Source organism: Streptomyces hygroscopicus, assembly GCF_026168105.1.
In the GTDB taxonomy this organism is placed as follows: domain Bacteria; phylum Actinomycetota; class Actinomycetes; order Streptomycetales; family Streptomycetaceae; genus Streptomyces; species Streptomyces hygroscopicus_D.
The window spans coordinates 14,992-36,104 of record NZ_LBMW01000013.1 but is presented as its reverse complement, the minus strand read 5'-3'; the positions used below and the strand labels follow the sequence as shown (position 1 = coordinate 36,104).

General features: G+C 71.0%; 17 protein-coding genes. 4 read left to right on the top strand and 13 right to left on the bottom strand.

Annotated elements, in window-relative coordinates:
- Positions 1 to 243: 243 nt before the first annotated feature.
- Positions 244 to 699, top strand: coding sequence for a GNAT family N-acetyltransferase (locus AAW14_RS15185; protein ID WP_265564368.1), 456 nt, complete (start codon positions 244 to 246; stop codon positions 697 to 699).
- Here the strand turns inward: AAW14_RS15185 and galK are convergent.
- Genes galK through galT form a run of 3 tightly spaced genes read right to left on the bottom strand, consistent with a single transcriptional unit; the run spans position 665 to position 3,885 of the window.
- The gene (gene galK / locus AAW14_RS15180) at positions 665 to 1,849 is read right to left on the bottom strand and encodes a galactokinase (RefSeq protein ID WP_265564178.1); all 1,185 of its coding nucleotides are present in this window, start codon (positions 1,847 to 1,849) and stop codon (positions 665 to 667) included. The genes AAW14_RS15185 and galK overlap by 35 nt on opposite strands.
- Entirely contained in the window at positions 1,850 to 2,827 is a 978-nt protein-coding gene (gene galE, locus AAW14_RS15175; protein WP_265564176.1) for a UDP-glucose 4-epimerase GalE, read from the bottom strand. It abuts the gene before it with no gap.
- Positions 2,824 to 3,885 carry a galactose-1-phosphate uridylyltransferase gene (gene galT / locus AAW14_RS15170; protein ID WP_265564175.1) on the bottom strand — a complete coding sequence of 354 codons (1,062 nt, stop codon included), beginning with the start codon at positions 3,883 to 3,885 and terminating at the stop codon, positions 2,824 to 2,826. Before galT ends, galE begins: the two co-directional genes overlap by 4 nt.
- Positions 3,886 to 4,088: 203 nt before the next feature.
- Between galT and AAW14_RS15165 the strand changes: the two genes are divergently transcribed.
- The gene (locus AAW14_RS15165; protein WP_265564172.1) at positions 4,089 to 5,783 is read left to right on the top strand and encodes a sodium:solute symporter family protein; all 1,695 of its coding nucleotides are present in this window, start codon (positions 4,089 to 4,091) and stop codon (positions 5,781 to 5,783) included.
- 21 nt (positions 5,784 to 5,804) lie between these two features.
- Positions 5,805 to 6,122 carry a hypothetical protein gene (locus AAW14_RS15160; RefSeq protein ID WP_265564170.1) on the top strand — a complete coding sequence of 106 codons (318 nt, stop codon included), beginning with the start codon at positions 5,805 to 5,807 and terminating at the stop codon, positions 6,120 to 6,122.
- 52 nt (positions 6,123 to 6,174) lie between these two features.
- Here the strand turns inward: AAW14_RS15160 and AAW14_RS15155 are convergent, their stop codons facing one another.
- The 10 genes from AAW14_RS15155 to rsmI form a co-directional block, all read right to left on the bottom strand.
- Positions 6,175 to 6,861, bottom strand: coding sequence for a helix-turn-helix transcriptional regulator (locus tag AAW14_RS15155; RefSeq protein WP_265564168.1), 687 nt, complete (start codon positions 6,859 to 6,861; stop codon positions 6,175 to 6,177).
- Between the two features lie 252 nt (positions 6,862 to 7,113).
- Positions 7,114 to 8,880 (bottom strand): PQQ-binding-like beta-propeller repeat protein, encoded by a 1,767-nt coding sequence (locus tag AAW14_RS15150; protein ID WP_265564167.1) that lies wholly within the window; start codon positions 8,878 to 8,880, stop codon positions 7,114 to 7,116.
- Between the two features lie 61 nt (positions 8,881 to 8,941).
- Positions 8,942 to 10,681 (bottom strand): PQQ-binding-like beta-propeller repeat protein, encoded by a 1,740-nt coding sequence (locus AAW14_RS15145; RefSeq protein ID WP_265564165.1) that lies wholly within the window; start codon positions 10,679 to 10,681, stop codon positions 8,942 to 8,944.
- A gap of 243 nt (positions 10,682 to 10,924) precedes the next feature.
- Positions 10,925 to 12,727 carry an ABC-F family ATP-binding cassette domain-containing protein gene (locus tag AAW14_RS15140; RefSeq protein WP_265564163.1) on the bottom strand — a complete coding sequence of 601 codons (1,803 nt, stop codon included), beginning with the start codon at positions 12,725 to 12,727 and terminating at the stop codon, positions 10,925 to 10,927.
- Positions 12,728 to 13,090: 363 nt separating this feature from the next.
- Positions 13,091 to 13,984, bottom strand: coding sequence for a 4-(cytidine 5'-diphospho)-2-C-methyl-D-erythritol kinase (locus tag AAW14_RS15135; RefSeq protein WP_265564161.1), 894 nt, complete (start codon positions 13,982 to 13,984; stop codon positions 13,091 to 13,093).
- Entirely contained in the window at positions 13,981 to 14,979 is a 999-nt protein-coding gene (gene rsmA / locus AAW14_RS15130; RefSeq protein ID WP_265564159.1) for a 16S rRNA (adenine(1518)-N(6)/adenine(1519)-N(6))-dimethyltransferase RsmA, read from the bottom strand. Before rsmA ends, AAW14_RS15135 begins: the two co-directional genes overlap by 4 nt.
- A 106-nt stretch (positions 14,980 to 15,085) precedes the next feature.
- Complete coding sequence (locus tag AAW14_RS15125; protein WP_265564157.1) at positions 15,086 to 16,528, bottom strand: resuscitation-promoting factor; 1,443 nt, start codon at positions 16,526 to 16,528, stop codon at positions 15,086 to 15,088.
- Positions 16,529 to 16,667: 139 nt separating this feature from the next.
- A complete protein-coding gene (locus AAW14_RS15120; RefSeq protein ID WP_265564155.1) occupies positions 16,668 to 17,549 on the bottom strand; it encodes a TatD family hydrolase in 882 nt (293 codons plus the stop codon).
- A 127-nt stretch (positions 17,550 to 17,676) separates the two neighbouring features.
- Positions 17,677 to 18,138 (bottom strand): hypothetical protein, encoded by a 462-nt coding sequence (locus AAW14_RS15115; protein WP_265564153.1) that lies wholly within the window; start codon positions 18,136 to 18,138, stop codon positions 17,677 to 17,679.
- A gap of 285 nt (positions 18,139 to 18,423) precedes the next feature.
- On the bottom strand, positions 18,424 to 19,287 hold the full coding sequence (rsmI, locus tag AAW14_RS15110) for a 16S rRNA (cytidine(1402)-2'-O)-methyltransferase (protein ID WP_265564151.1): 864 nt from the start codon (positions 19,285 to 19,287) through the stop codon (positions 18,424 to 18,426).
- 62 nt (positions 19,288 to 19,349) lie between these two features.
- On the opposite strand from rsmI, the gene AAW14_RS15105 reads away from it, so the two are divergent.
- Positions 19,350 to 21,089, top strand: coding sequence for a dolichyl-phosphate-mannose--protein mannosyltransferase (locus AAW14_RS15105; RefSeq protein WP_265564150.1), 1,740 nt, complete (start codon positions 19,350 to 19,352; stop codon positions 21,087 to 21,089).
- Positions 21,090 to 21,113: the final 24 nt, after the last annotated feature.

The following is a 21,113-nucleotide window of genomic DNA, read 5'->3' as shown; positions in this document are numbered from 1 at the left end:
CCCCACTGCTCGGGGGACGACCGGCGCGGGTACGACGCCGAAGTGCTCCCCGGTTGTCCGCCTGGGCCGGGGCGGCGCGACCGCACGGCCGCCGCCGTGCTGGAAGTGCTACCCCCACTTCGGGCGTCGTACCCGACTGTCTCGCCCCCTGATCAGCACCGGCCCCCACCGGCGCTGTTCACAGGGTAGGGCCGCACGCCGGGAGCGGAAGGAAATTTGCAGAACTGGTTGGCCAGCGCGTTTATGGTGAGCCGCATGTTTCGTATCGAGACGGAAGTCGACAGGGAGCGGCGGGATCTGCTTCGCGCTCGGCTGCGCGAGACGAACACGGCGGCCTCGCCGGTGCTGCGCGCACTGCGCGGAACGCCCGGCGAGCGTGAAGTTCCGCTCCATGTCTGGGCGTTGGACGAGGCCGGTGGGCTGGCGGGCGGACTGGTCGGCCACACCTGGACGGTGTGGCTGCACGTCGCCTACCTGTGGGTGGACGAGCGCCAACGCGGCGCGGGCCTCGGCGCGCGCCTGCTCGCGGAGGCGGAGCGCGTGGCGTGCGAGGGGCGTGGCTGCACGGCCGTGCGCGTGGAGACGTGGGACTTCCAGGCCCCGGAGTTCTACCGGAAGCAGGGCTACCAGGTGGTGTGCGTGATTCCCGACTATCCGCCGGGGATCACGGAGTACACCCTGACGAAGAGCCTGGGCTGAGCGGGGCTCGGCCCAGCCGCCGGGCCCCGGCCGCGGGCACCGCCAGGAAGACCCGGGGTGCCGTGAAGCCCGCGGCGGCGAATGCCGTTTCGATCGCCTTCGTGATCGTGTCCGTGCCGGACGCCTCCGCGAGGACGATCGCCGAGCCGCCGAAGCCGCCGCCGGTCATCCGGGCGCCGAGCGCGCCGGAGGCGTTCGCCGTGTCCACCACCAGGTCCAGTTCCGGGCAGGAGATGCGCAGGTCGTCCCGCAGGGAGACATGGCCCTCCGTCAGCACGGGGCCGATCGCCCGGATCTCACCCGCGTCCAGCAGCGAGACGACCCGCTCGACGCGGTGGTCGTCCGAGACGACATGGCGCACATAGCGGCGCACCCGCTCGTCGGACAGGCGCGCGAGCGAGAAGTCCAGGTCCTCGTACACCACGTCCCGCAAATGCGAGACCCCGAGCTGCCGTGCGCCCTCCTCGCAGCCCTCGCGCCGCTCGGCGTACGCCCCGTCGCCCAGCGCGTGCTTCACCCGGGTGTCGACGACGAGCAGCGCCAGGCCCTGGGCGGCCGGATCGAAGGAGACCTGGCGGATCGACAGGTCACGGCAGTCGAGGTGCAGGGCGTGGCCCTCGGTGCAGCACGCCGACGCCATCTGGTCCATGACGCCGCACGGCACCCCCACGAAGTCGTTCTCGGCGCGCTGGGCGATCCTGGCCAACTCGGGTCGGGTCAGGCCGAGGCCGTACAGGTCGTCGAGGGCCAGGGCGGTGACCACCTCCAGCGCCGCGGACGACGACAGGCCCGCGCCCGTCGGCACGGTCGAGGACAGGTGCACGTCCGCACCGCCGATCCGGTGGCCCGCCTCGCGCAGTGCCCACACGACACCGGCCGGGTACGCGGCCCAACTGGTGTTCGTCAGGGGCGTCAGCTCGTCGGCGTGCAGTTCGACGACCGGGCCCTCGATGTCCGCCGAGTGCAGGCGCAGCACGCCGTCGGTGCGGCGCGAGACCGCGGCGACCGCCGTGTGCGGCAGCGCGAGCGGCATCACGAACCCCTCGTTGAAGTCCGTGTACTCGCCGATCAGGTTGACCCGGCCCGGTGCCGCCCAGACGCCCTCGGGAGCCGTCCCGTACAGCGCCTCGAAGCCCTCGTGCACGCCCACCTACCGCTCCCCTGCGTTGCTTGCGATGTGCCGCGCGAAATGCCACGCGTCCGCGACGATGCCCGAGAGGTCCGCGCGGGACGGGTTCCAGCCGAGTCGCTCCCGGGCCGTGGCCGCGGAGGCGACCAGGACCGCCGGGTCGCCGCCCCGGCGCGGGGCCACGACCTCCGGGATCGGATGTCCGGTGACCTGGCGCACCGTCTCGACGACCTCGCGCACGGAGAAGCCGTTGCCGTTGCCGAGGTTGCAGATCAGGTGCTCGCCCGGGGTGGCGGTGTCCAGGGCCAGCAGATGCGCCTCGGCGAGGTCCGCGACGTGGATGTAGTCGCGGATGCAGGTGCCGTCCGGCGTCGGGTAGTCGTCCCCGAAGACCGAGATGGCATCCCGCCTGCCCTGCGCGACCTGGAGCACGAGCGGGATGAGATGGGACTCGGGGTCGTGCCGTTCGCCGCAAATGCCGTACGCGCCCGCGACGTTGAAGTAGCGCAGGGACACCGCACCCAGGCCGTGTGCGGCGGCCTCGCCCGTGATCATGTGGTCGACGGCGAGCTTGGAGGCCCCGTACGGGGACGTCGGCGCGGTCGGGTCCGTCTCGGTGATGGGGGTGCTGACCGGCTCACCGTAGGTCGCGGCGGTGGAGGAGAAGACGAGCTTGCGCACGCCCGTCCCGCGCATCGCGGCGAGGAGCGCCATGGTGCCGCCGACGTTGTTGTCCCAGTACTTCTCGGGCTTCACGACCGACTCGCCGACCTGCGAGAACGCGGCGAAGTGCAGGACCGCGTCGTAGGAGGGGTCCAGCCACTTGGCGGCGTCGCGGATGTCGCCCTCGATGAAGGAAGCGCCGGCCGGCACGCCCTCGCGGAAGCCGGTCGAGAGGTTGTCCAGGACGACGACCTCGTGGCCCGCCTCCAGCAGGTGCTGCGCGACCACGCTGCCCACATAGCCCGCGCCGCCGGTGACCAGGTACTTCCCGCTCATGAACTCGCTACCTCTCGCAGTCGCTGGGCCGCGGCTTCCGGCGGCACGTCGTTGATGAACACGTTCATGCCGGACTCGGAACCCGCGAGAAATTTCAGCTTGCCGGAAGTGCGGCGGATGGTGAAAAGCTCGAGGTGAAGCGCGAAGTCACCCCTGGTGACTCCCTCGAACTCCGCCAAGGTGCCGAACGGCGCCTGGTGCCAGGCGGCGATGTACGGCGTCGGAGGCTCGCCCTCACCGAATATCCGGTCGAAGCGCCTCAAGAGTTCCAGATACACCTTGGGAAACTCTGTGCGCGCCTCCTCGCCCAGCGCAAGCAGGTCCGGGACGCGCCGCCGGGGGTAGAGGTGGATCTCGTACGGCCAGTGGGCGGCGTAGGGCACGAAGGCCACCCAGTGTTCACCCTGCAGGACGACCCGTGGGCCGGCCATCTCCTGCTCCAGGACCGCGTCGAAGAGGTTCTCCCCGCCGGTCGCTTCCTTGTGGACGGCGAGCGAACGGAGCATCAGGGTGGTGCGCGGGGTGGTGAAGGGGTACGCGTAGATCTGACCGTGCGGGTGGCCGAGGGTCACGCCGATCTCCTGGCCCCGGTTCTCGAAGCAGAAGACCTGCCGCACGCCGGGCAGATGGGACAGCTCAGCAGTGCGGTCGGTCCAGGCGTCCAGAACCAGCCCGGCCTGCTCCTCGGCCAGGTCGGCGAAGGAGGCGTCGTGATCGGAGGTGAAGCAGACGACCTCGCAGCGGCCGGAGTCACCCGCGAGCGAGGGGAAGCGGTTCTCGAAGACCACGACGTCGTACGTGGAGTCCGGGATCTCACTCAGCCTTCCGTCCCGGGAGGGGCACAGGGGGCACTCGTCGGCCGGCGGCAGATAGGTGCGGCCCTGGCGGTGCGAGGCGACGGCGACCGAGTCGCCGAGCAGCGCATCGCGACGGATCTCGGCGGTCGTGACGGTCCGCTCCAGCGGCCGGCGGTCCACCGCGTCCCGTACGACGTCGTCGCGCAGGTCGTAGTAGATGAGCTCACGGCCGTCGGCCAGCCGGGTCGAGGTCTTCTTCACCGCACCTTGCCTTTCTGCTGCACTGCCGGACTCCTCATCCGCACCGGGCCCACTCTTCAAACATAACTCAACACAACAAATCACAAGCAACCATCAGCGTCAACATCACAATCAAACAAAGGGCATCATCAGAAGTGTTCAAATATCGAATGGGGAGGCGTAGGTTCCACCTCTGATCGGTTCACGCGACGAAGCGAGTAGTCATGCAGACCCCCACAGATCTGGCCCCCGTCCACCTCGCGGCGGGCCTACGGCTTCCGACCAACGGCCTCGACTACACGATCCTCGGGATCTACTTCGCGGTCGTTCTGGGCATCGGCTTCGCGGCCCGCCGCTCCGTGAAGACCAGCCTCGACTTCTTCCTGTCCGGGCGCTCGCTGCCCGCCTGGATCACCGGCCTGGCGTTCATCTCCGCCAACCTCGCCGCCACCGAGATTCTCGGCATGGCCGCCAACAGTGCCCAGTACGGTGCCTACACCGTGCACTGGTACTGGGTCGGCGCCATCCCGGCGATGGTCTTCCTCGGCCTGGTGATGATGCCCTTCTACTACGGCTCGAAGGTCCGCTCGGTGCCGGAGTTCCTGCTGCTCCGCTTCGACAGGTCGGCACACCTGCTGAGTTCGATCCTGTTCGCCTTCGCCGCCGTCCTGATCGCCGGCGTCAACCTCTACGCCCTCGCGATCGTCGTCCAGGCACTGCTGGGCTGGCCCCAGTGGGTGGCGATCGTGGTCGCCGGCTTCTTCGTCCTCGCCTACATCACCCTCGGCGGCCTGTCGTCCGCCATCTACAACGAGGTGCTCCAGTTCTTCGTGATCCTGGCGGCCCTCATTCCGATCACCGTCCTCGGACTGAAGAAGGTCGGCGGCTGGGGTGGCCTGACGGACAAGCTCACCGCGGCCCACGGCCACGACTTCACCACCGCGTGGGGCGGCACCGGCATCGGCCACACCAACCCGCTGGGCGCCAACTGGCTGACCATCGTCCTCGGCCTCGGCTTCGTGCTGTCCTTCGGCTACTGGACCACCAACTTCGCCGAGGTGCAGCGCGCCCTGTCTGCGAAGAACCTCTCCGCCGCCCAGCGCACCCCGCTGATCGCCGCGTACCCGAAGATCTTCATCGTCTTCCTCGTGATGATCCCCGGCCTGGTGGCGGCCGCCCTGGTGCCGACCATCGGCCACCCCGGCTCGGGTCTGCAGTACAACGACGCCATCCCCTACCTGATGCAGGAGCTGCTGCCCAACGGCGTCCTCGGCATCGCCGTGACCGGACTGCTCGCGGCCTTCATGGCGGGCATGGCGGCCAACGTCTCCTCCTTCAACACGGTGTTCACCAACGACGTCTGGGCGAAGTACGTGGTCAGGAACCGCGAGGACGCGTACTACGTGAGGTTCGGCCGCCTCATCACGGCGATCGGGGTCCTGGCCTCGATCGGCACGGCGTTCCTGGCGTCCTCGTTCTCGAACATCATGAGCTACCTGCAGACGCTGTTCTCCTTCTTCAACGTGCCGATGTTCGTGGCCTTCATCGTCGGCATGTTCTGGAAGCGCGCGTCCGCGAAGTCCGGCTTCTGGGGACTGCTCGCCGGCACCACGGCCGCGATGGTGAACTACTTCGTCATCTACAAGCACGGCATCATTCACATCCCCACCGACCAGGGCGCCAACTTCGTCTCCGCGATCGCGGGCTTCGTGGCCGGCGCGGTCGTCATGGTGGCGGTCTCGCTGTTCACCACGCCCAAGCCGGAGGAGGACCTCCAGGGCCTGGTCTACGGCACCCGCTCGCCCGGAACGGCCGAGCCCGCCGCCGTGGGCGACGACGCCTGGTACCGCAAGCCCGCCCTGCTCGGCTGGGGCGCGGTCGTCCTCGCCGCCGCCTGCTACATCCCGTTCTCGCTCTGACCGCGGGAGGATTGAGAGACCATGTCCGAGTACTCCGAGCGCGACATTCAGCGCAAAGTCAGCGAACTGGAGCACGAGTCCACGACCGCGACCCGGATCTTCGACCTGCGCCGCATCATCGGCGGCCTGTTCGTGATCTACGGCATCATCGTGATGATCGCGGGCTTCACCGCCTCCGACGCCGCCCTCCGCAAGGCCCAGGGCGTCAACATCAACCTGTGGACCGGCCTGGGCATGCTGCTGCTCGGCCTGTTCTTCCTCGTCTGGCTGAAGCTCCGCCCGACGGCTCCGCCGACCGTGCCGCTGCCGGACGCCGTCCCGGACGAGAAGCCGGAGTGAGGTGAGGCCGGCGGGGCGGGACAGGCGGCCCGCGCCCGAACCCGCCCCCCGGCTACTCCTGCGCCACCCCAGTGCGCGGGCCCGCACGGTCGAGCAGGCCCGTGCGGGCCGCGAGTGCCGCCGCCTCCAGGCGTGAGCCCACGCCCAGTTTCATCAGCACCCGCTGCACATGGGTGCGGGCCGTCGACGGGGCGATGCCCATGCCGGCCGCGATCAGCCGCGTGTCCTCGCCGTCCGCGACCCGCACCAGGACCTCCACCTCCCGCGGAGTGAGCATCTGCAGCAGCCGCTGCCCCTCGTCGTCCGGCTGCGCCGCCGGATTGAGCAGCTCGCTGAACGCGCCCTGCAACAGCTGCGGCGCCACGGCCGCCTCACCCGCCCGCGCCTTCATGATCGCCCGCTCGACGCCCTCGATGCGCTCGTCGTGGCGTACGTAGCCCGAGGCGCCGGCGGCGAACGCCGCCGCGATCCCGCGCGGATTGGGCACCGGCCCGAGGACCAGCACCGCCACCTGCGGGCGCTCCCGTTTGATCCGCACCACCGGGTCGAAGGCCCCCGGCTCGGCGGGTGTCGCCGTACCGAGCAGACACACCTCGGGTGCCCTGCTGATCACGAGGTCCGCCGCGCCCGCGGCGGGCGCCGCCGCGGCGAGCACGCGGTGCCCCCGCAGCTTCAGCGCCGAGGCCAGCGCCTCGGCGAGCAATCGGTGGTCGTCGACCACCATGAGCCGCACTCCCATCGAGCAACCCCCCAGTCCCCCCCATGGATGCCCACTATGGATGCCCACTGGTCCGCACGGACAGAAGCCCCCCGGCGCACCCCCCGCCCTTCATGCCCCCGGAAGCTACACGCTTGTTCGACGTTGCGCTTCCCCTACCGGTGAGAAGTGCCCCGGAATACCGAAATCCCGCCCATTCTCCGCTGATGAGGGGTACGCGAAAGACCCCGCCCCTGAACAGGAGCGAGGCCTTCGCGGTGCGCGCCGTACGTGCTACTTCGCGCCGAAGCCCAGCGCGGTGTACGACTTCTCGTCCGCCGAGTACGGCTTGCTGACCAGATCCTTGCCGAGGAACAGCCGGCCGTCGGTGTAGAGCAGCTCGGACGACTTGGGAACCATGCCGCTGATCGCGCTGAGCACGTCGTCGGACGCCGGGGTCTCCAGCAGCTTGGTCTGCTTGAGGGTCCCGCCGTCGATCGAGAGCACCTGGGCGCCCTTGTCGTAGGGGCCGCTCTTGTACGCCAGCAGGTTCCCACCGTCCATGCGGATCGGGAAGACGTCGTAGCCGTCGCCCGCGTCGATCTTGTCGCCGGTGGTCTTCCCGGTGGCCAGCGAGAACGCGACGATCTCGTTGGTCTGGGAGTTCGCTGCCGTGCCGTCGTGCTCCTTGGTCGGGACGTACAGCTTGTCGTTGCCGACCGCGATGGCATGGCAGTCGTGGACCTTGTTGACGCCGCACTCGTGGTCGTACTTGCCGTCCGCGAGCGTGATCTTCGTACGCAGCTTTCCGGTGTCGTCGAGCGCGAAGACGTCCGAGGCGCCGGTCGCGGTGATGTCACCCGAGTCCACGCCGAACACGACCGGCTTGGTGGAGATCACCTTGGCGTTGTCGATGCCCTTGGGGAGCGGGTACGACCACTTCACGGAGCCCGTCCTCGGGTCGAGGAGCTGGACCTGGTAGGTCTCGTTGCCGAAGTCGCCGCACTTGCGCACCGCGACGAGCTGCTCACCGCCCGCGTAGCCGAGGTCCTTGCAGGCGCCGGCCTTGGGCTGCCACAGCACCTTGCCGCTGGTCAGGTCGAAGGCGGCGCCGCCGTTGTAACCGGCGCCGGCCGCGACCGTGGTGCCGCTGATCGAGACCTCGTTGAACGCGACCGGGGTGTCACCGGCCTTGACCGACATGGTCCACAGCTTCCTGCCGGTGGCGACCTCGAACGCGGTGACCTCGGAGCACGGCTTGTGGTCCTGGGCATTGGCCCGCTTGGCCGACTCGTTGACCACGGCGGCGATGCCCGAGGAGGAGATCTCGGGCGAGCCTGCGCAGGTCTGGCCGTCCAGCGGCAGAGTCCACTTGGCCGCGCCGGTGTCCGGGTCATGGCCGACGACCTTGTTGACGCCTGCCTTGGCGTAGACGGTGTCGGTGAGCCAGGAGCCCGCCACGCTGTCGATCTCCTGCTTGTCCTTGATCTCCGGCGCGGGCAACTGGAACAGGAGCTTGGCGCTCGGGTTCGCCGGGGCCTTCTCCTTGGCGGCGCCGCCGGCGGAGCCGCCGGTGCCGCCGCCCTGGCTGCCGCCGGTACCGGACGCGGAGTCCTTCTTGCCCTGGGAGCCGCCGGACGACCTGTTCGCGTACAGGACCCCACCGCCGATGATCAGCGCAATGGCCGCGACCGCCGCGACGACGATCCACACCTGGGCACCCGGCCCCTTGCGGCCGCCACCCTGGGGGGCCTGCTGCATGGGGACGGTCATCGGCTGTGGATAGCCGTGACCGGGCTGCTGGCTGGGGTAACCGTAGCCGGGCTGCTGGTTCGGGTAGCCGTAGCCGGGTCCGGCCGGGGTCTGCGGCTGCGGGTAGCCGTAACCGGGGCCCTGCGCGGGTGGCGGAGGTGTCCCGGGCGGCGACTGGGGCGGGGTCTGCGGGGCGCCGAAACCGCCCGGCGGGGTCTGCGGTGCGCCGAACCCGCCGGGGGGAGGGTCCTGCGGCGCGCCGAAGCCGCCCGGCGGCGGCTGGTTCGGGGGCGGGGGCGGCTGGCTCATGACGTGGGTACCTCGAAAAAAGGAAGAGTGGTGAGCGGGGACGGAGGAGTCGGCGGCCGGGTCACTTGCCGTAGGCCAGCATCAGCTTCTGCTTCGACTGGGTGTTGCCCGTCAGCCGGGTCGTGGAGATGTAGAAGCGCCCGTCCACGTAGTCGATGGCCTTGGAGTAGAAGCCGCTCTCGATCTGCGCGGTCCCCGAGGGGTTCTGCAGCAGACCGGTCGTGGTGTGGCTGCTGCCGTCCGTCGCGATGGAGACGATCCGTCCGCCCCCGTCGTACGACGGATCGACGTACCCGATCAGGTGGGTGCCGTCCGTCCTCAGGGGAAGCAACGGCCGGTCCGCCGGGGACTTCACCCGCCACTTCTCCTTGCCGGTGTCGAGGCTGATCGCCACGATGTCGTTCGGGCCGCTCTTCGCCTCGGTCGGCAGGTACAGCGTGCCGGCATCGGCCACCGCGCCCGTACAGCCCTGCAGATCACGGTCGAGGACGGCCCAGGGGCACTCGGGCGCGAAGGACTCCTTGGAGTGGACCTCCGAGCGGGGCGTGCCGTCGTTCTTGAGCGCGGTGATGGCCGCCGTCTTCTTGTCGTCGTTGGTGAGATAGAGGACGACCGGGTCGACGGAGAAGGTGTGCGCGACCTTCCAGCCCTTGGGGATCGCCCTCGTCCACCTGGCCTTGCCGGTCGCCGGGTCGAGCTCCTGCACCTCGTCGTGCTCGTTCGAACCGCCGGCGCCGCAGGAGGCGACGGAGATCAGCCTGGTGCCGCCCGCGAACGCGGACGGGAAGCAGGCCCCGTCGTACTCCTGCTTGTCCCACAGCTTTTTGCCGTCGGCGATGTCGTACCCCGTACCGGACTGCGAGCGGCCGACCACCAGGGTCTTGCCGGTCAGGGTGAGGCCGAGGGAGAGCGTGCTGTCGAACAGGGCGCCCTCGGCGACCTGCCCGCTCCAGCCCTTCCTGCCGGTGTCCAGGTCGATCTCCTGGAGCTGGTTGCACTTGGCGTTGTCGCTGACGCCGTTCATGTAGGCCACGACGATCTTGTCGTCGGCCGTCTTCTGCCGGGTGGCCGCGCAGATCTTCTGCGGGAAGGAGATGGGGTTCCAGGCGGGGTTGCCGTCGCCGACGTTGTAGGCGAAGACCTGCTTGTACGCGGCCTTCACCGCCGTCTTGCCGGTGATCCACATGCCGGGGGCGTCGGCGCCGGAACCGGGGGCGTCGGGCGCCTCCTTGTACCAGAGGACCTTGTCCTCGCCCGCCTTGCGGCCCGCGTTGAGGTTCTGGGGGTCCTGGCCGCCGTTGCCGCTGCCGTCGCCGGGGTCGACCGGGGTGGACGCCGTCCCGGACGGCCCCGCACCGTGGCTCGTGTCGGCGACGGGTCTCTTGTCCCCGCCCGTGCCGCCGATCGCGTAGACGGTGCCGCCTATCACGAGCAGAGCGGCGATCGCGGCGCCGACGACCAGCGCGGGCTTGCCCTTGAAGGGGCTCCCGGAGCCGCCGCCGGGCGGCGGGGTGGGGGCGCCGGGAAACTGGGGCGGCTGCTGCGGGTAGCCGTAGCCGGGCTGGGCAGCGGCGTAGGGGCCGGCCTGCGGGGCGTACGGGCCGAACTGGCCCGGCTGCTGCGGGTACGGGCCGGACTGCGGCTGGGGACAGCTGTAGCCGGGCCCCGGCGGGGCCGGGGGCTGGGAGGGCGGCGGAGGTGCGGCGCCCCGCGGATCCTGCGGCGCTCCGAAGCCATCCGACGGCGGATCCTGCGGCGCTCCGAAGCCGCCCGGCGGCGGCTGATTGGGCGGCTGAGTCATCAGCGCATTTCCCCCCTGTAACTGATGCGTCCCCACACCCGTGGTGCTCGTTTTCCGCCACGCCGGTGCTACTCGGACTGTTCTCAGACGGCCCTTTCTATCACTGCGACGGACTCGAACACGGGGCCGGTCCTGCCCCGTTCCCAAGGGCGGACCGGCCCGTGATGTCCTCGTTATGCGTGGAGGCGTCCCCCGAAACCGGCACGTGCCCTTCACGCCGTGTGCGGGCCGTGCCCCGAACGCTCAGGCGTCGTCGGCGAGTTCCAGCCAGCGCAGCTCCAGCTCCTCGCGCTCGACGGCCAGTTCGCGCAGTTCGGCGTCGAGTTGCGCCACCTTCTCGAAGTCCGTGGCGTTCTCGGCGATTTGCTCGTGAAGCTTGCCCTCGCGCTCCGAGATCTTGTCCAACTGCCGCTCGATCCGCTGGAGTTCCTTCTTGGCGGCGCGCGCGTCGGCCGCGGAGACGGCGGGCTTGTCCGCAACGGGCGCGGTGGGCGCGGCCGCGGCGGCCTCCTCCATACGGTGGCGCCGTTCCAGGTACTCGTCGATGCCTCGGGGCAGCATCCGCAGCGTGGCGTCGCCGAGGAGGGCGTACACCCGGTCGGTCGTCCGCTCCACGAAGAACCGGTCGTGGGAGATCACGATCATCGAGCCGGGCCAGCCGTCGAGGACGTCCTCGAGCTGGGTGAGGGTCTCGATGTCGAGGTCGTTGGTGGGCTCGTCGAGGAAGAGGACGTTGGGCTCGTCCATGAGGAGGCGCAGGAGCTGCAACCGACGACGCTCGCCGCCGGACAGGTCCCCCACCGGGGTCCACTGCTTCTCCTTGTTGAAGCCGAAGGTCTCGCACAGCTGACCGGCGGTCATCTCGCGCCCCTTGCCCAGGTCGACGCGTTCACGCACCCGCTGCACGGCCTCCAGGACCCGCCAAGTGGGGTCGAGTTCGCCGACCTCCTGCGAAAGATAGGCGAGCTTGACGGTCTTGCCGACGGCGATCCGGCCCCCTGCGGGCTGCTCCTCCCCCTGGCTGCGCGCGGCGTCGGCCATGGCGCGCAGGAGGGAGGTCTTTCCGGCGCCGTTCACCCCGACGAGTCCGATACGGTCGCCGGGGCCGAGCTGCCAAGTGACGTGCTTGAGGAGCAGCTTGGGGCCGGCCTGAACGGTGACGTTGTCGAGATCGAAGACGGTCTTGCCCAGGCGGGAGCCGGCGAACCTCATCAGCTCGCTGCTGTCCCGGGGCGGCGGCACATCCTTGATCAGTTCGTTGGCGGCCTCGACGCGGAAGCGGGGCTTGGAGGTACGGGCGGGCGCGCCGCGCCGCAGCCAGGCCAGTTCCTTCCTGACCAGGTTCTGCCGCTTGGCCTCCTCGGAGGCGGCGATGCGCTCGCGCTCGGCGCGGGCGAAGACGTAGTCGGAGTAGCCGCCCTCGTACTCGTGGACCGCGCCCCGCTGCACGTCCCACATCCGGGTGCACACCTGGTCCAGGAACCACCGGTCGTGCGTGACGCAGACGAGCGCGGAGCGGCGTTCGCGCAGATGCTGGGCGAGCCAGGCGATGCCCTCGACGTCGAGATGGTTGGTGGGCTCGTCCAGGACGATCAGGTCCTGCTCGGCGATGAGCAGCTTGGCCAGCGCGATGCGGCGCCGCTCGCCGCCGGACAGCGGCCCGATGACGGTGTCGAGCCCCTTCGGGAAGCCGGGCAGGTCGAGTCCGCCGAACAGCCCGGTGAGCACGTCACGGATCTTGGCGTTGCCCGCCCACTCGTGGTCGGCCATGTCCCGGATGACTTCGTGGCGGACGGTGGCGGCGGGATCGAGGGAGTCGTACTGGCTGAGCACGCCGAGGTGCAGCCCGCCGGAGTGGGTGACCCGGCCGGAGTCGGCCTCCTCCAGCTTGGCGAGCATCCGGATCAGAGTGGTCTTGCCGTCGCCGTTGCGCCCGACGACTCCGATACGGTCCCCTTCCGACACGCCGAGCGAGACGCCGTCGAGCAGGGCACGGGTGCCGTACACCTTGCTGACGTTCTCGACATTGACCAGATTGACGGCCATTTCACTCCTGCGCAGGGGGGACGGTCAGCCTCCCAGCGTAATGCGCACAGGAGGGTGCCCCGGTGCGGTCGGACATGCGCCGGTCGTACGAGGGGGCGTGCGCCCGGGAAGAGACGTACGCGCGTGCGCCCCGGAGAGGTATACGGGCGTGCGCCCTGGAAGAGACGGAGGGTGACGCCGAGCGCGGCGGCGGATCCCGCCCGGGCGCGCGGCGCACTCGGGCTCCCGTGCGCCCAGGGGTTTCCGAACACGCGGAAGACGGCCCCGGGACCCCGGTGAGTGTCCGCGGCAGCCACGATCCGCCATAGTACCTGCAGGCACCACGTAGCCGTTTACGGGCCCCGAGCAGGCCGCGGGCGGTCGTCAGACCACCGTCGCCCCGGGCGCCGGTGACACGGCCACCCGGGCCGACCGGCACGTACCCGACGCCCGCAGAGCCTCCGCGATCCTCTCGGCGTCGGCCCTGTCCCGGGCCAGGAACGCCGTGGTCGGCCCCGACCCCGACACCAGCCCGGCCTGCGCCCCCGCCGCCCGCCCCACGGCCAGCGTGTGCGCCAGTTCGGGGAACAGCGACAGCGCGGCCGGTTGCAGGTCGTTGGAGACCGCCGCCGCGAGTGCAGCGGTATCCCCCTTCGCCAGTGCGTCGAGGAGGTCCTGGGAGGCGACGGGTTCGGGGATCCTCGTCCCTTCACCCAGCCGGTCGAACTCCCGGAACACCGCAGGAGTCGACAGCCCTCGCCCGGCCATCGCGAACACCCAGTGGAAGGTCCCCCCGACCTCCAGCGCCGTGAGCCGCTCGCCCCGTCCAGTGCCCAGCGCGGCCCCGCCGACCAGGCTGAACGGCACATCGCTGCCCAACTCGGCGCAGATGTCGAGGAGTTCCTCACGCGATGCCCGGGTGCCCCACAGTGCGTCGCACGCCACCAGCGCCCCCGCACCGTCCGCGCTGCCGCCCGCCATACCCCCCGCGACGGGGATGTCCTTGGCGATGTGGATGTGCGCGGCCGCCTCGAGCCCGCGGCGACCGGCGAGCGCGAGCGCCGCCCGCGCCGCCAGGTTCGTGAGGTCGAGCGGCACCTGCGCGGCGTCGGGCCCCGAGCAGGTGACGCGCAGTTCGTCGGCCTCGGTCACCGTGATCTCGTCGTACAGGCCGACGGCCAGGAAGACGTTAGCCAGGTCGTGGAAGCCGTCGGGCCGGGCGCCGCCCACCGCGAGCTGCACATTGACCTTGGCCGGGACGCGTACGGTCACACTCACTGCCGGCCCCGCTCCTCGTTCTCGGCGTTCTCGGCGTTCTCGGCATCGGCGTTCTCGGCGTTCTCGGCATCGGCGTTCTCGGCGTTCTCGGCATCGGCGTTCTCCGCGACGCGATCCTCGGCGCCGCGGCTGTCGACGGCTCGGTTCTCGGCGATCCGGGCGAACTCCTCGACCTTCAGGGACTCGCCGCGCGCCTGTGGCGAGACGCCGGCCGCGACGAGCGCGGTCTCGGCCGCCGCGGCCGAACCGGCCCACCCGGCGAGCGCGGCCCGCAGCGTCTTGCGCCGCTGCGCGAACGCCGCGTCCACGACCGCGAACACCTCCGCCTTCGACGCGACGGTGTCGACCGGCTCGGCCCGCCGCACCAGCGAGACCAGCCCGCTGTCGACGTTGGGCGCGGGCCAGAAGACATTGCGCCCGATGGCCCCGGCGCGCTTGACCTCGGCGTACCAGTTGGCCTTCACGGACGGCACCCCGTACACCTTCGAGCCCGGCGCGGCGGCGAGCCGGTCGGCGACCTCGGACTGCACCATCACGAGCGTCCGCTCGATGCTCGGGAAGGTGTCGAGCATATGGAGGAGCACGGGGACGGCGACGTTGTACGGCAGGTTCGCGACGAGCGCGGTCGGCGGGGGTCCCGGCAGCTCCCGCACGTGCAGGGCGTCGGAGTGCACCAGCGCGAACCGGTCGGCGCGCTCGGGCATCCGCGCGGCGATGGTCGCGGGCAGCGCCCCCGCCAGGACGTCGTCGATCTCGACGGCGGTGACGCGCTCGGCGACCTCCAGCAGCGCCAGCGTCAGCGATCCGAGCCCCGGCCCCACCTCCACGACGACGTCGTCGGGCCGTACGTCTGCGGTGCGCACGATGCGCCGCACGGTGTTGGCGTCGATGACGAAGTTCTGGCCGCGCTGTTTGGTGGGACGTACGCCGAGGCCGGCCGCCAGCTCACGGATGTCGGCGGGGCTCAGGAGGGCGTCGGGGGTGGGGCTGCTCACGGACCAAGGGTACGGGGCGGCACAGGGCGGTCGCGCAGGTGTGACCGCGCGGGGTCCAGGCTCCCCCGGGCCGCCGGGGCCCCGGCGCCGACCGCGCGCTCCCCGCTCATCCGTACAACCGCTTCCCGCAGGTCGGCCAGGGGCTGGTCCCCTGGCGCACGAAGAGCTTCTTCGCGCGGTACGTCTGCTCCTCCGCCGGCGCGTCCTGCGGCCGGCCCGAGCCGCCGAGGCTGCGCCAGGTGCGCCGGTCGAACTGGTAGAGCCCCCCGTACATGCCCGAGGAGTCCACCGCATCGGGCCTGCCGCCGGACTCGCAGGCCGCGAGCCCGTGCCAGTTCAGGCCCTCCGCGCCTGCCACCGAGTCCGGGTGCGGCTTGGTGCCCACCCGCACCAGCTGGGTCTGTGGCTGCCGCACCACCTCGTCCCCGATCCGCCTCGGCTTCTCTGCGACGCCGTTGACGGTGCGCAGGGCGTAGGTCACCCGGCGCATGCCGGGCTGCCCGGCGCGCGCCACGACCTCCGTGCCCCTCGGCAGGGTCGGGTCGTGCGTGCGCCGCACGTCGTACGGGATCGACTCCTCGCGCACCTCCCGGGAGCCGGTCACCCGCAGCACGGTCACCGTCTGTCCGTCGCGCGGGAAGCTCCCGGGCGCCACGGACGTCGTGTCCTGGCCGCGCAGGATGACCCCGGCCTGTTCGACGGCCTCGCCGACGGTCGCCGCGTTCGTACGGATCGTGCGCGTGCGTCCGTCCGCCAGGACCGTCACCGTGCGCTCGGTGCGGACGTCCAGCGCCAGCCCTTCGCGGCCGATCCGCCGGGAGCGCGAGGCCGAGACGTACGCGCCCTCCGCACGCACCCCGAGCTGACGGAGTGCGCCGTCCACGGTGTGCGCAGTCGTCCACACCTGGCGCTGCTGTCCGTCGAGGGTCAGCCGCACGGGCCGTCCGTAGCGGACCGCGATCTCGTCGCCGCTCGCCAGCGGGGTGCCGGGCGTGGGCGCGACGACATCGTGTTCTCCCACCGCCACGCCCTCCTGGGCGAGCAACTGGCCCACGTCGTCGGCGAAGGTGTGCAGGGTGCGCGGCGTCCCGTCCACGGTCAGCTCGACCGCCTTGTCCTTGGCGACGAACGCCGTGGTGCCGCCGGCGAGGAAGGCGACGACCAGCGCCTGGGGAATGAGCCGGAGCACGGAACCGGGATGCCTGCCGCCCTTCCTTCGCCGGGCGGCGTGCCGGGCGCCCCCGCGTCCTTTGCTGCGCGGGGCGGCTTCCGCCTGCGCGGCGAGCTGTGACGCCGCTAACTGACGGGCCCGCACCGCCGCCGCACGCGCCCGCGCCTCGTATGCGGGCCGGTAGGTGTCGGCATAGCCCTGACGGTACGGACCGGCGTAGGCCTGCTGGAGGTGTGCGCCGGCGGCGACCTCCCGGCGGAACGGCTCGGCGTAGGCCTGACGGTAGGTGCCGGGATACGCGTGACCGTACCGCTCGCGGTCTCCGTACGCCGGGGTCGGGCCGTACGTTCCATACGGCGGGTACTGCCGGTTGCTCACGACGACACGCTCCAGAGAGAGTCCGAAACGGGCGACCAGAACCTAGCGGCTGGCCGTCACTCTCCCAAGCAACGCCGTCACGCGGTGTGGCGACACGGTCCCCCGTGGGGAGGCGGGCCGCCCCGGGGATCGTTATCACTCAGTAATCGAAGGCGCGCGCCGTGTTCTCCGCCAGGGCCGCCGCCAGCACGTCCTCCCCGACCCCCTTCACCGCCGCCATCGCGCGGACCGTGACCGGAATGAGATACGGCGCATTGGGCCGTCCGCGGTACGGCGCGGGCGTCAGGAAGGGCGCATCGGTCTCCACCAGGACCAGCTCCAGGGGTGCCACGGCCAGCGCATCCCGCAGGGGCTGCGCGTTCTTGAAGGTGACGTTGCCGGCGAAGGACATGAAGTACCCGCCACGCGCGCAGACTTCGGCCATTGCGGCGTCGCCCGAGTAGCAGTGGAAGACGGTCCGTTCCGGCGCGCCCTCCTCCTTGAGGATGCGCAGCACGTCGGCGTGGGCCTCACGGTCGTGGATGACGAGCGCCTTGCCGTGCCGCTTGGCGATCTCGATGTGGGCGCGGAAGGACCGCTCCTGGGCGGCCTTGCCCTCGGGCCCGGTGCGGAAGTGGTCGAGCCCGGTCTCGCCGACGCCCTTGACGTGCGGAAGGGCGGCCAGACGGTCGATCTCGGCGAGTGCCTCGTCGAGGGCGGTGTCACCGCCCGGCTCGCGCGCGCCCTGCCGGGACCAGCCGTCGGGATCGCCGTGAACGATGCGCGGTGCCTCGTTCGGGTGCAGCGCCACGGCCGCGTGCACGCAGTCGTGCGCGGCGGCCGTCTCGGCGGCCCAGCGCGAGCCGTTCACGTCACAGCCGACCTGCACGACCGTGGTCACGCCGACCGACGCGGCCTTGACGAGGGCCTCCTCCACCGTGCCGGACTGCATGTCGAGGTGCGTGTGCGAGTCGGCGACGGACACGAGCAGCGGCTCGGGAAGCGGCGGCGGCACGTGCTTGTCGGAGGCTTGGGAAGGCATGCTCCGATCCTACGAAAGGGGTATGCCGCCCCTCTTAACGGGAGGATCGGTCACCGGCTGTACGCGAGGATCGGTTCCCCGCCGTGGGGCAGGGTCGGTCCCCCGTCGCCCGGGAGTATCCCGTCCGTCAACCGTCCTTGCGGTGGTGGAAGGGGTGGAGGAGGTCCGAGAGGTGCCAGTGGTGGTGCTCCTCGTGCTCCTCGTGCTCCCGCGTCCGTTCCGTCGGATCGTCGAGGGCCTCCCCGGCGGTGTGCCGCACGGGGTGATGCTGCCGGCGCAGGGAGTTCTGCGCGGAGGAGACCTGCCCGGCGCGCATGATGCGCACCACATGGCTGTCGCAGTTCAGGCAGGTGGGCCGACTCAGCGGTGACGGGACGACGTGTCCGCCCGCCACGTATATGACGAACTCGTGGCCGTCCGCGTCGAGGTGGTGCTCTATCTCGTACGACTGCTCCCACCCGTGCCCGCAGCGCATACAGGCGAAGGAATAGGACTCGTGTACGACGTCGGTCGCCGCGCCCCGATCGGTCTGCCCCGTGACATGACCGGCCGTGGCAATCCGGCCGGCCGGCCCTGCGATCTCACTCATGCCAGCTCCTCTTGTCCGCTGGACAAGCGCCCCGGTGGGGCGGGGTTCCCCCTGAATCCCGCTGGGTCCCACTGTGGGCGAGGGACGGGAATGTCCCTTCACACAGTGGACGCCTTCGCCGGGGCGAACGCAGCAGTGCCTGTCGAGTGTTGGAGGCGATTTGGATTCTGCTTGCCAAATCCACCCGATCGCACCGCTGTGGCTTTGCCTTCCACGACAGTGCTTTGCCCACCCATGGGGCTCCCGCTCATGGGAGATGCTCCCTGCTCAGAGGGGGTGCGAGCGTCACCCGGACACGTCGGCGTTCTTCGCGGCCACCACGGCGTCGAAGACCTCCCGCTTCGGGAGGCCCGCCTCGGCGGCGACCGCCGCGATGGCCTCCTTGCGCCGCTCCCCCGCCTCCTCGCGCACCCGCACCCGGCGCACCAGCTCGTCCGCGCCCAGCTCCTCGGCGGCCCTCTCGCCGGCGCCTTCCACGACCACCGTGATCTCGCCCCGTACCCCCTCGGCGGCCCACTGCGCCAGCTCGCCCAGCGGACCGCGCCTGACCTCCTCGTACGTCTTGGTCAGCTCGCGGCAGACGGCGGCCCCGCGCTGGCTCCCGAAGACCTCCGCCATGGCGGCGAGTGTGGCTCCCAGCCGGTGCGGGGCCTCGAAGTAGACGAGCGTGCGCCGCTCCTCGGCGACCTCGCGCAGCCGCGACAGCCGCTCGCCCGCCTTGCGCGGCAGGAACCCCTCGAAGCAGAACCGGTCCACGGGCAGCCCGGACAGCGCGAGCGCGGTGAGCACGGCCGACGGCCCGGGCACCGCGGTGACCCGGACGTCCTTCTCGACGGCCGCGGCGACCAGCCGGTAGCCGGGGTCGGAAACGGACGGCATCCCCGCGTCCGTGACGAGCAGCACACGCGCCCCGCCCACCAGCGCCTCGACCAGCTCCGGGGTCCGGGCGGACTCGTTGCCCTCGAAGTAGGAGACGACACGCCCGGCAGGCTGCACGCCCAGCGCCTGGGTGAGCCGGCGCAGGCGGCGCGTGTCCTCGGCGGCGATCACATCGGCGGTGGCCAGCTCCTGCGCCAGCCGTGGCGGGGCGTCCTCGATGTCCCCGATGGGGGTGCCGGCGAGGACCAGGGTTCCGGGCGTTACTGTCACGTTTCCATCCTCGCAGGCCCCGTACACGGGACTCCCACAGACGTGTTCCCTACCATGGCGCGGTGACCAGTACCGCGTCCTCCACGGACACCCGGCAGGGCCCGACCGCCGAAGACCACCGGCCGTCGTGGCGGCAGCGGCTGCACCGTTTCGGCTATGCGGCGCGGCCGACCAGCGACGTCCGTGACCGCTTGGTGCCGCCGTACACCGAGCCCAGTGCACGCCTGTGGGCCGCGTTCGGCCTGCGCCAGGAGGTCGCCGACCGTGTGACGCGCTGGTCGGCGTGGGGCGGCCCGCTGCTCGTGACGCTCATGGCGGGGCTGATGCGGTTCTGGAACCTGGGCAGCCCGAGAGCGGTGATATTCGACGAGACTTACTACGCCAAGGACGCCTGGGCGCTGATCCACAACGGGTACGAGTCGAACTGGTCGAAGGACGCCAACGAGCTGATCCTCCAGCACCACGGCCATGTCCCCATCCCGACGGACGCCGCGTACGTGGTGCATCCGCCGGTCGGCAAGTACGTCATCGGGCTCGGCGAGCTGATCTTCGGGTTCAACCCGTTCGGCTGGCGCTTCATGACCGCGCTCCTCGGCACCCTGGCGGTGCTGCTGCTCTGCCGCATCGGCCGCCGTCTGTTCCGCTCGACCTTCCTGGGCTGTCTGGCAGGCGCGCTGCTCGCGGTGGACGGGCTGCAGTTCGTGATGAGCCGGACCTCGCTGCTCGACGGTGTCCTGGAGTTCTTCGTGCTCGCGGGCTTCGGCTGTCTGCTGATCGACCGGGACAAGGCGCGCGAGCGACTGGCTGCGGCCCTGCCCGCGGACGGGGACGGCCGGGTGCGCCCCGATGCGCACGCGGCGGAGACGACACGGCTGGGATGGCGGCCGTGGCGCTGGGCGGCGGGCCTGATGCTCGGCCTGGCCATCGGCACCAAGTGGAACGGCCTCTACATTCTGGCGGCCTTCTGCGTGATGTCGGTGCTGTGGGACGTGGGCGCGCGCCGGGTCGCGGGCGCCCGCCGGCCGTACGTGACGGTCCTCAAGCGCGACACGGTCCTGGCGTTCGTGGCGACGGTCCCGGTCGCGCTGGTCGTGTACCTCGTCTCCTGGACGGGCTGGATCCTCTCCCCCGCCGACGGTTCGGGCGGCTACTTCCGCAACTGGGCGGCCACCGACGGCAGGGGCGGCACCTGGTCCTTCCTGCCCGACTGGCTGCGCAGCCTGTGGCACTACGAGCACGAGGTCTACAAGTTCCACGTCGGCCTGTCGTCCCCGCACACCTACCAGTCCAACCCCTGGAGCTGGCTGGTGGTGGGCCGCCCGGTCTCGTACTTCTACGAGTCCCCCTCCCCCGGCCAGTCCGGCTGCCCCTCCGACGCGACCGAGAAGTGCGCCCGGGAGGTCCTGGCGATCGGAACGCCGCTGCTGTGGTGGGCGGCCTGCTTCGCGATCCTGTACATCCTGTGGCGCTGGGCGTTCCGCCGCGACTGGCGGGCGGGCGCGATCGCGTGCGGCGTCGCGGCCGGCTATCTGCCCTGGTTCCTGTACCAGGAGCGCACGATCTTCTACTTCTACGCGGTCGTCTTCGTCCCGTTCCTGTGCCTGGCGGTGGCGATGATGGTCGGCGCCGTCCTCGGGCCGCCCGGATCGAGCGAACGCCGCCGCGTCGTGGGAGCGGCGGGCGCGGGCGTCCTGGTCCTGCTGATCGCCTGGAACTTCATCTACTTCTGGCCCCTGTACACGGGCACGACGATCCCGATCGACTCGTGGCGGGCCCGGATGTGGCTCGACACCTGGGTCTAGCCGGGGTCCAGCAGCGCGGACACA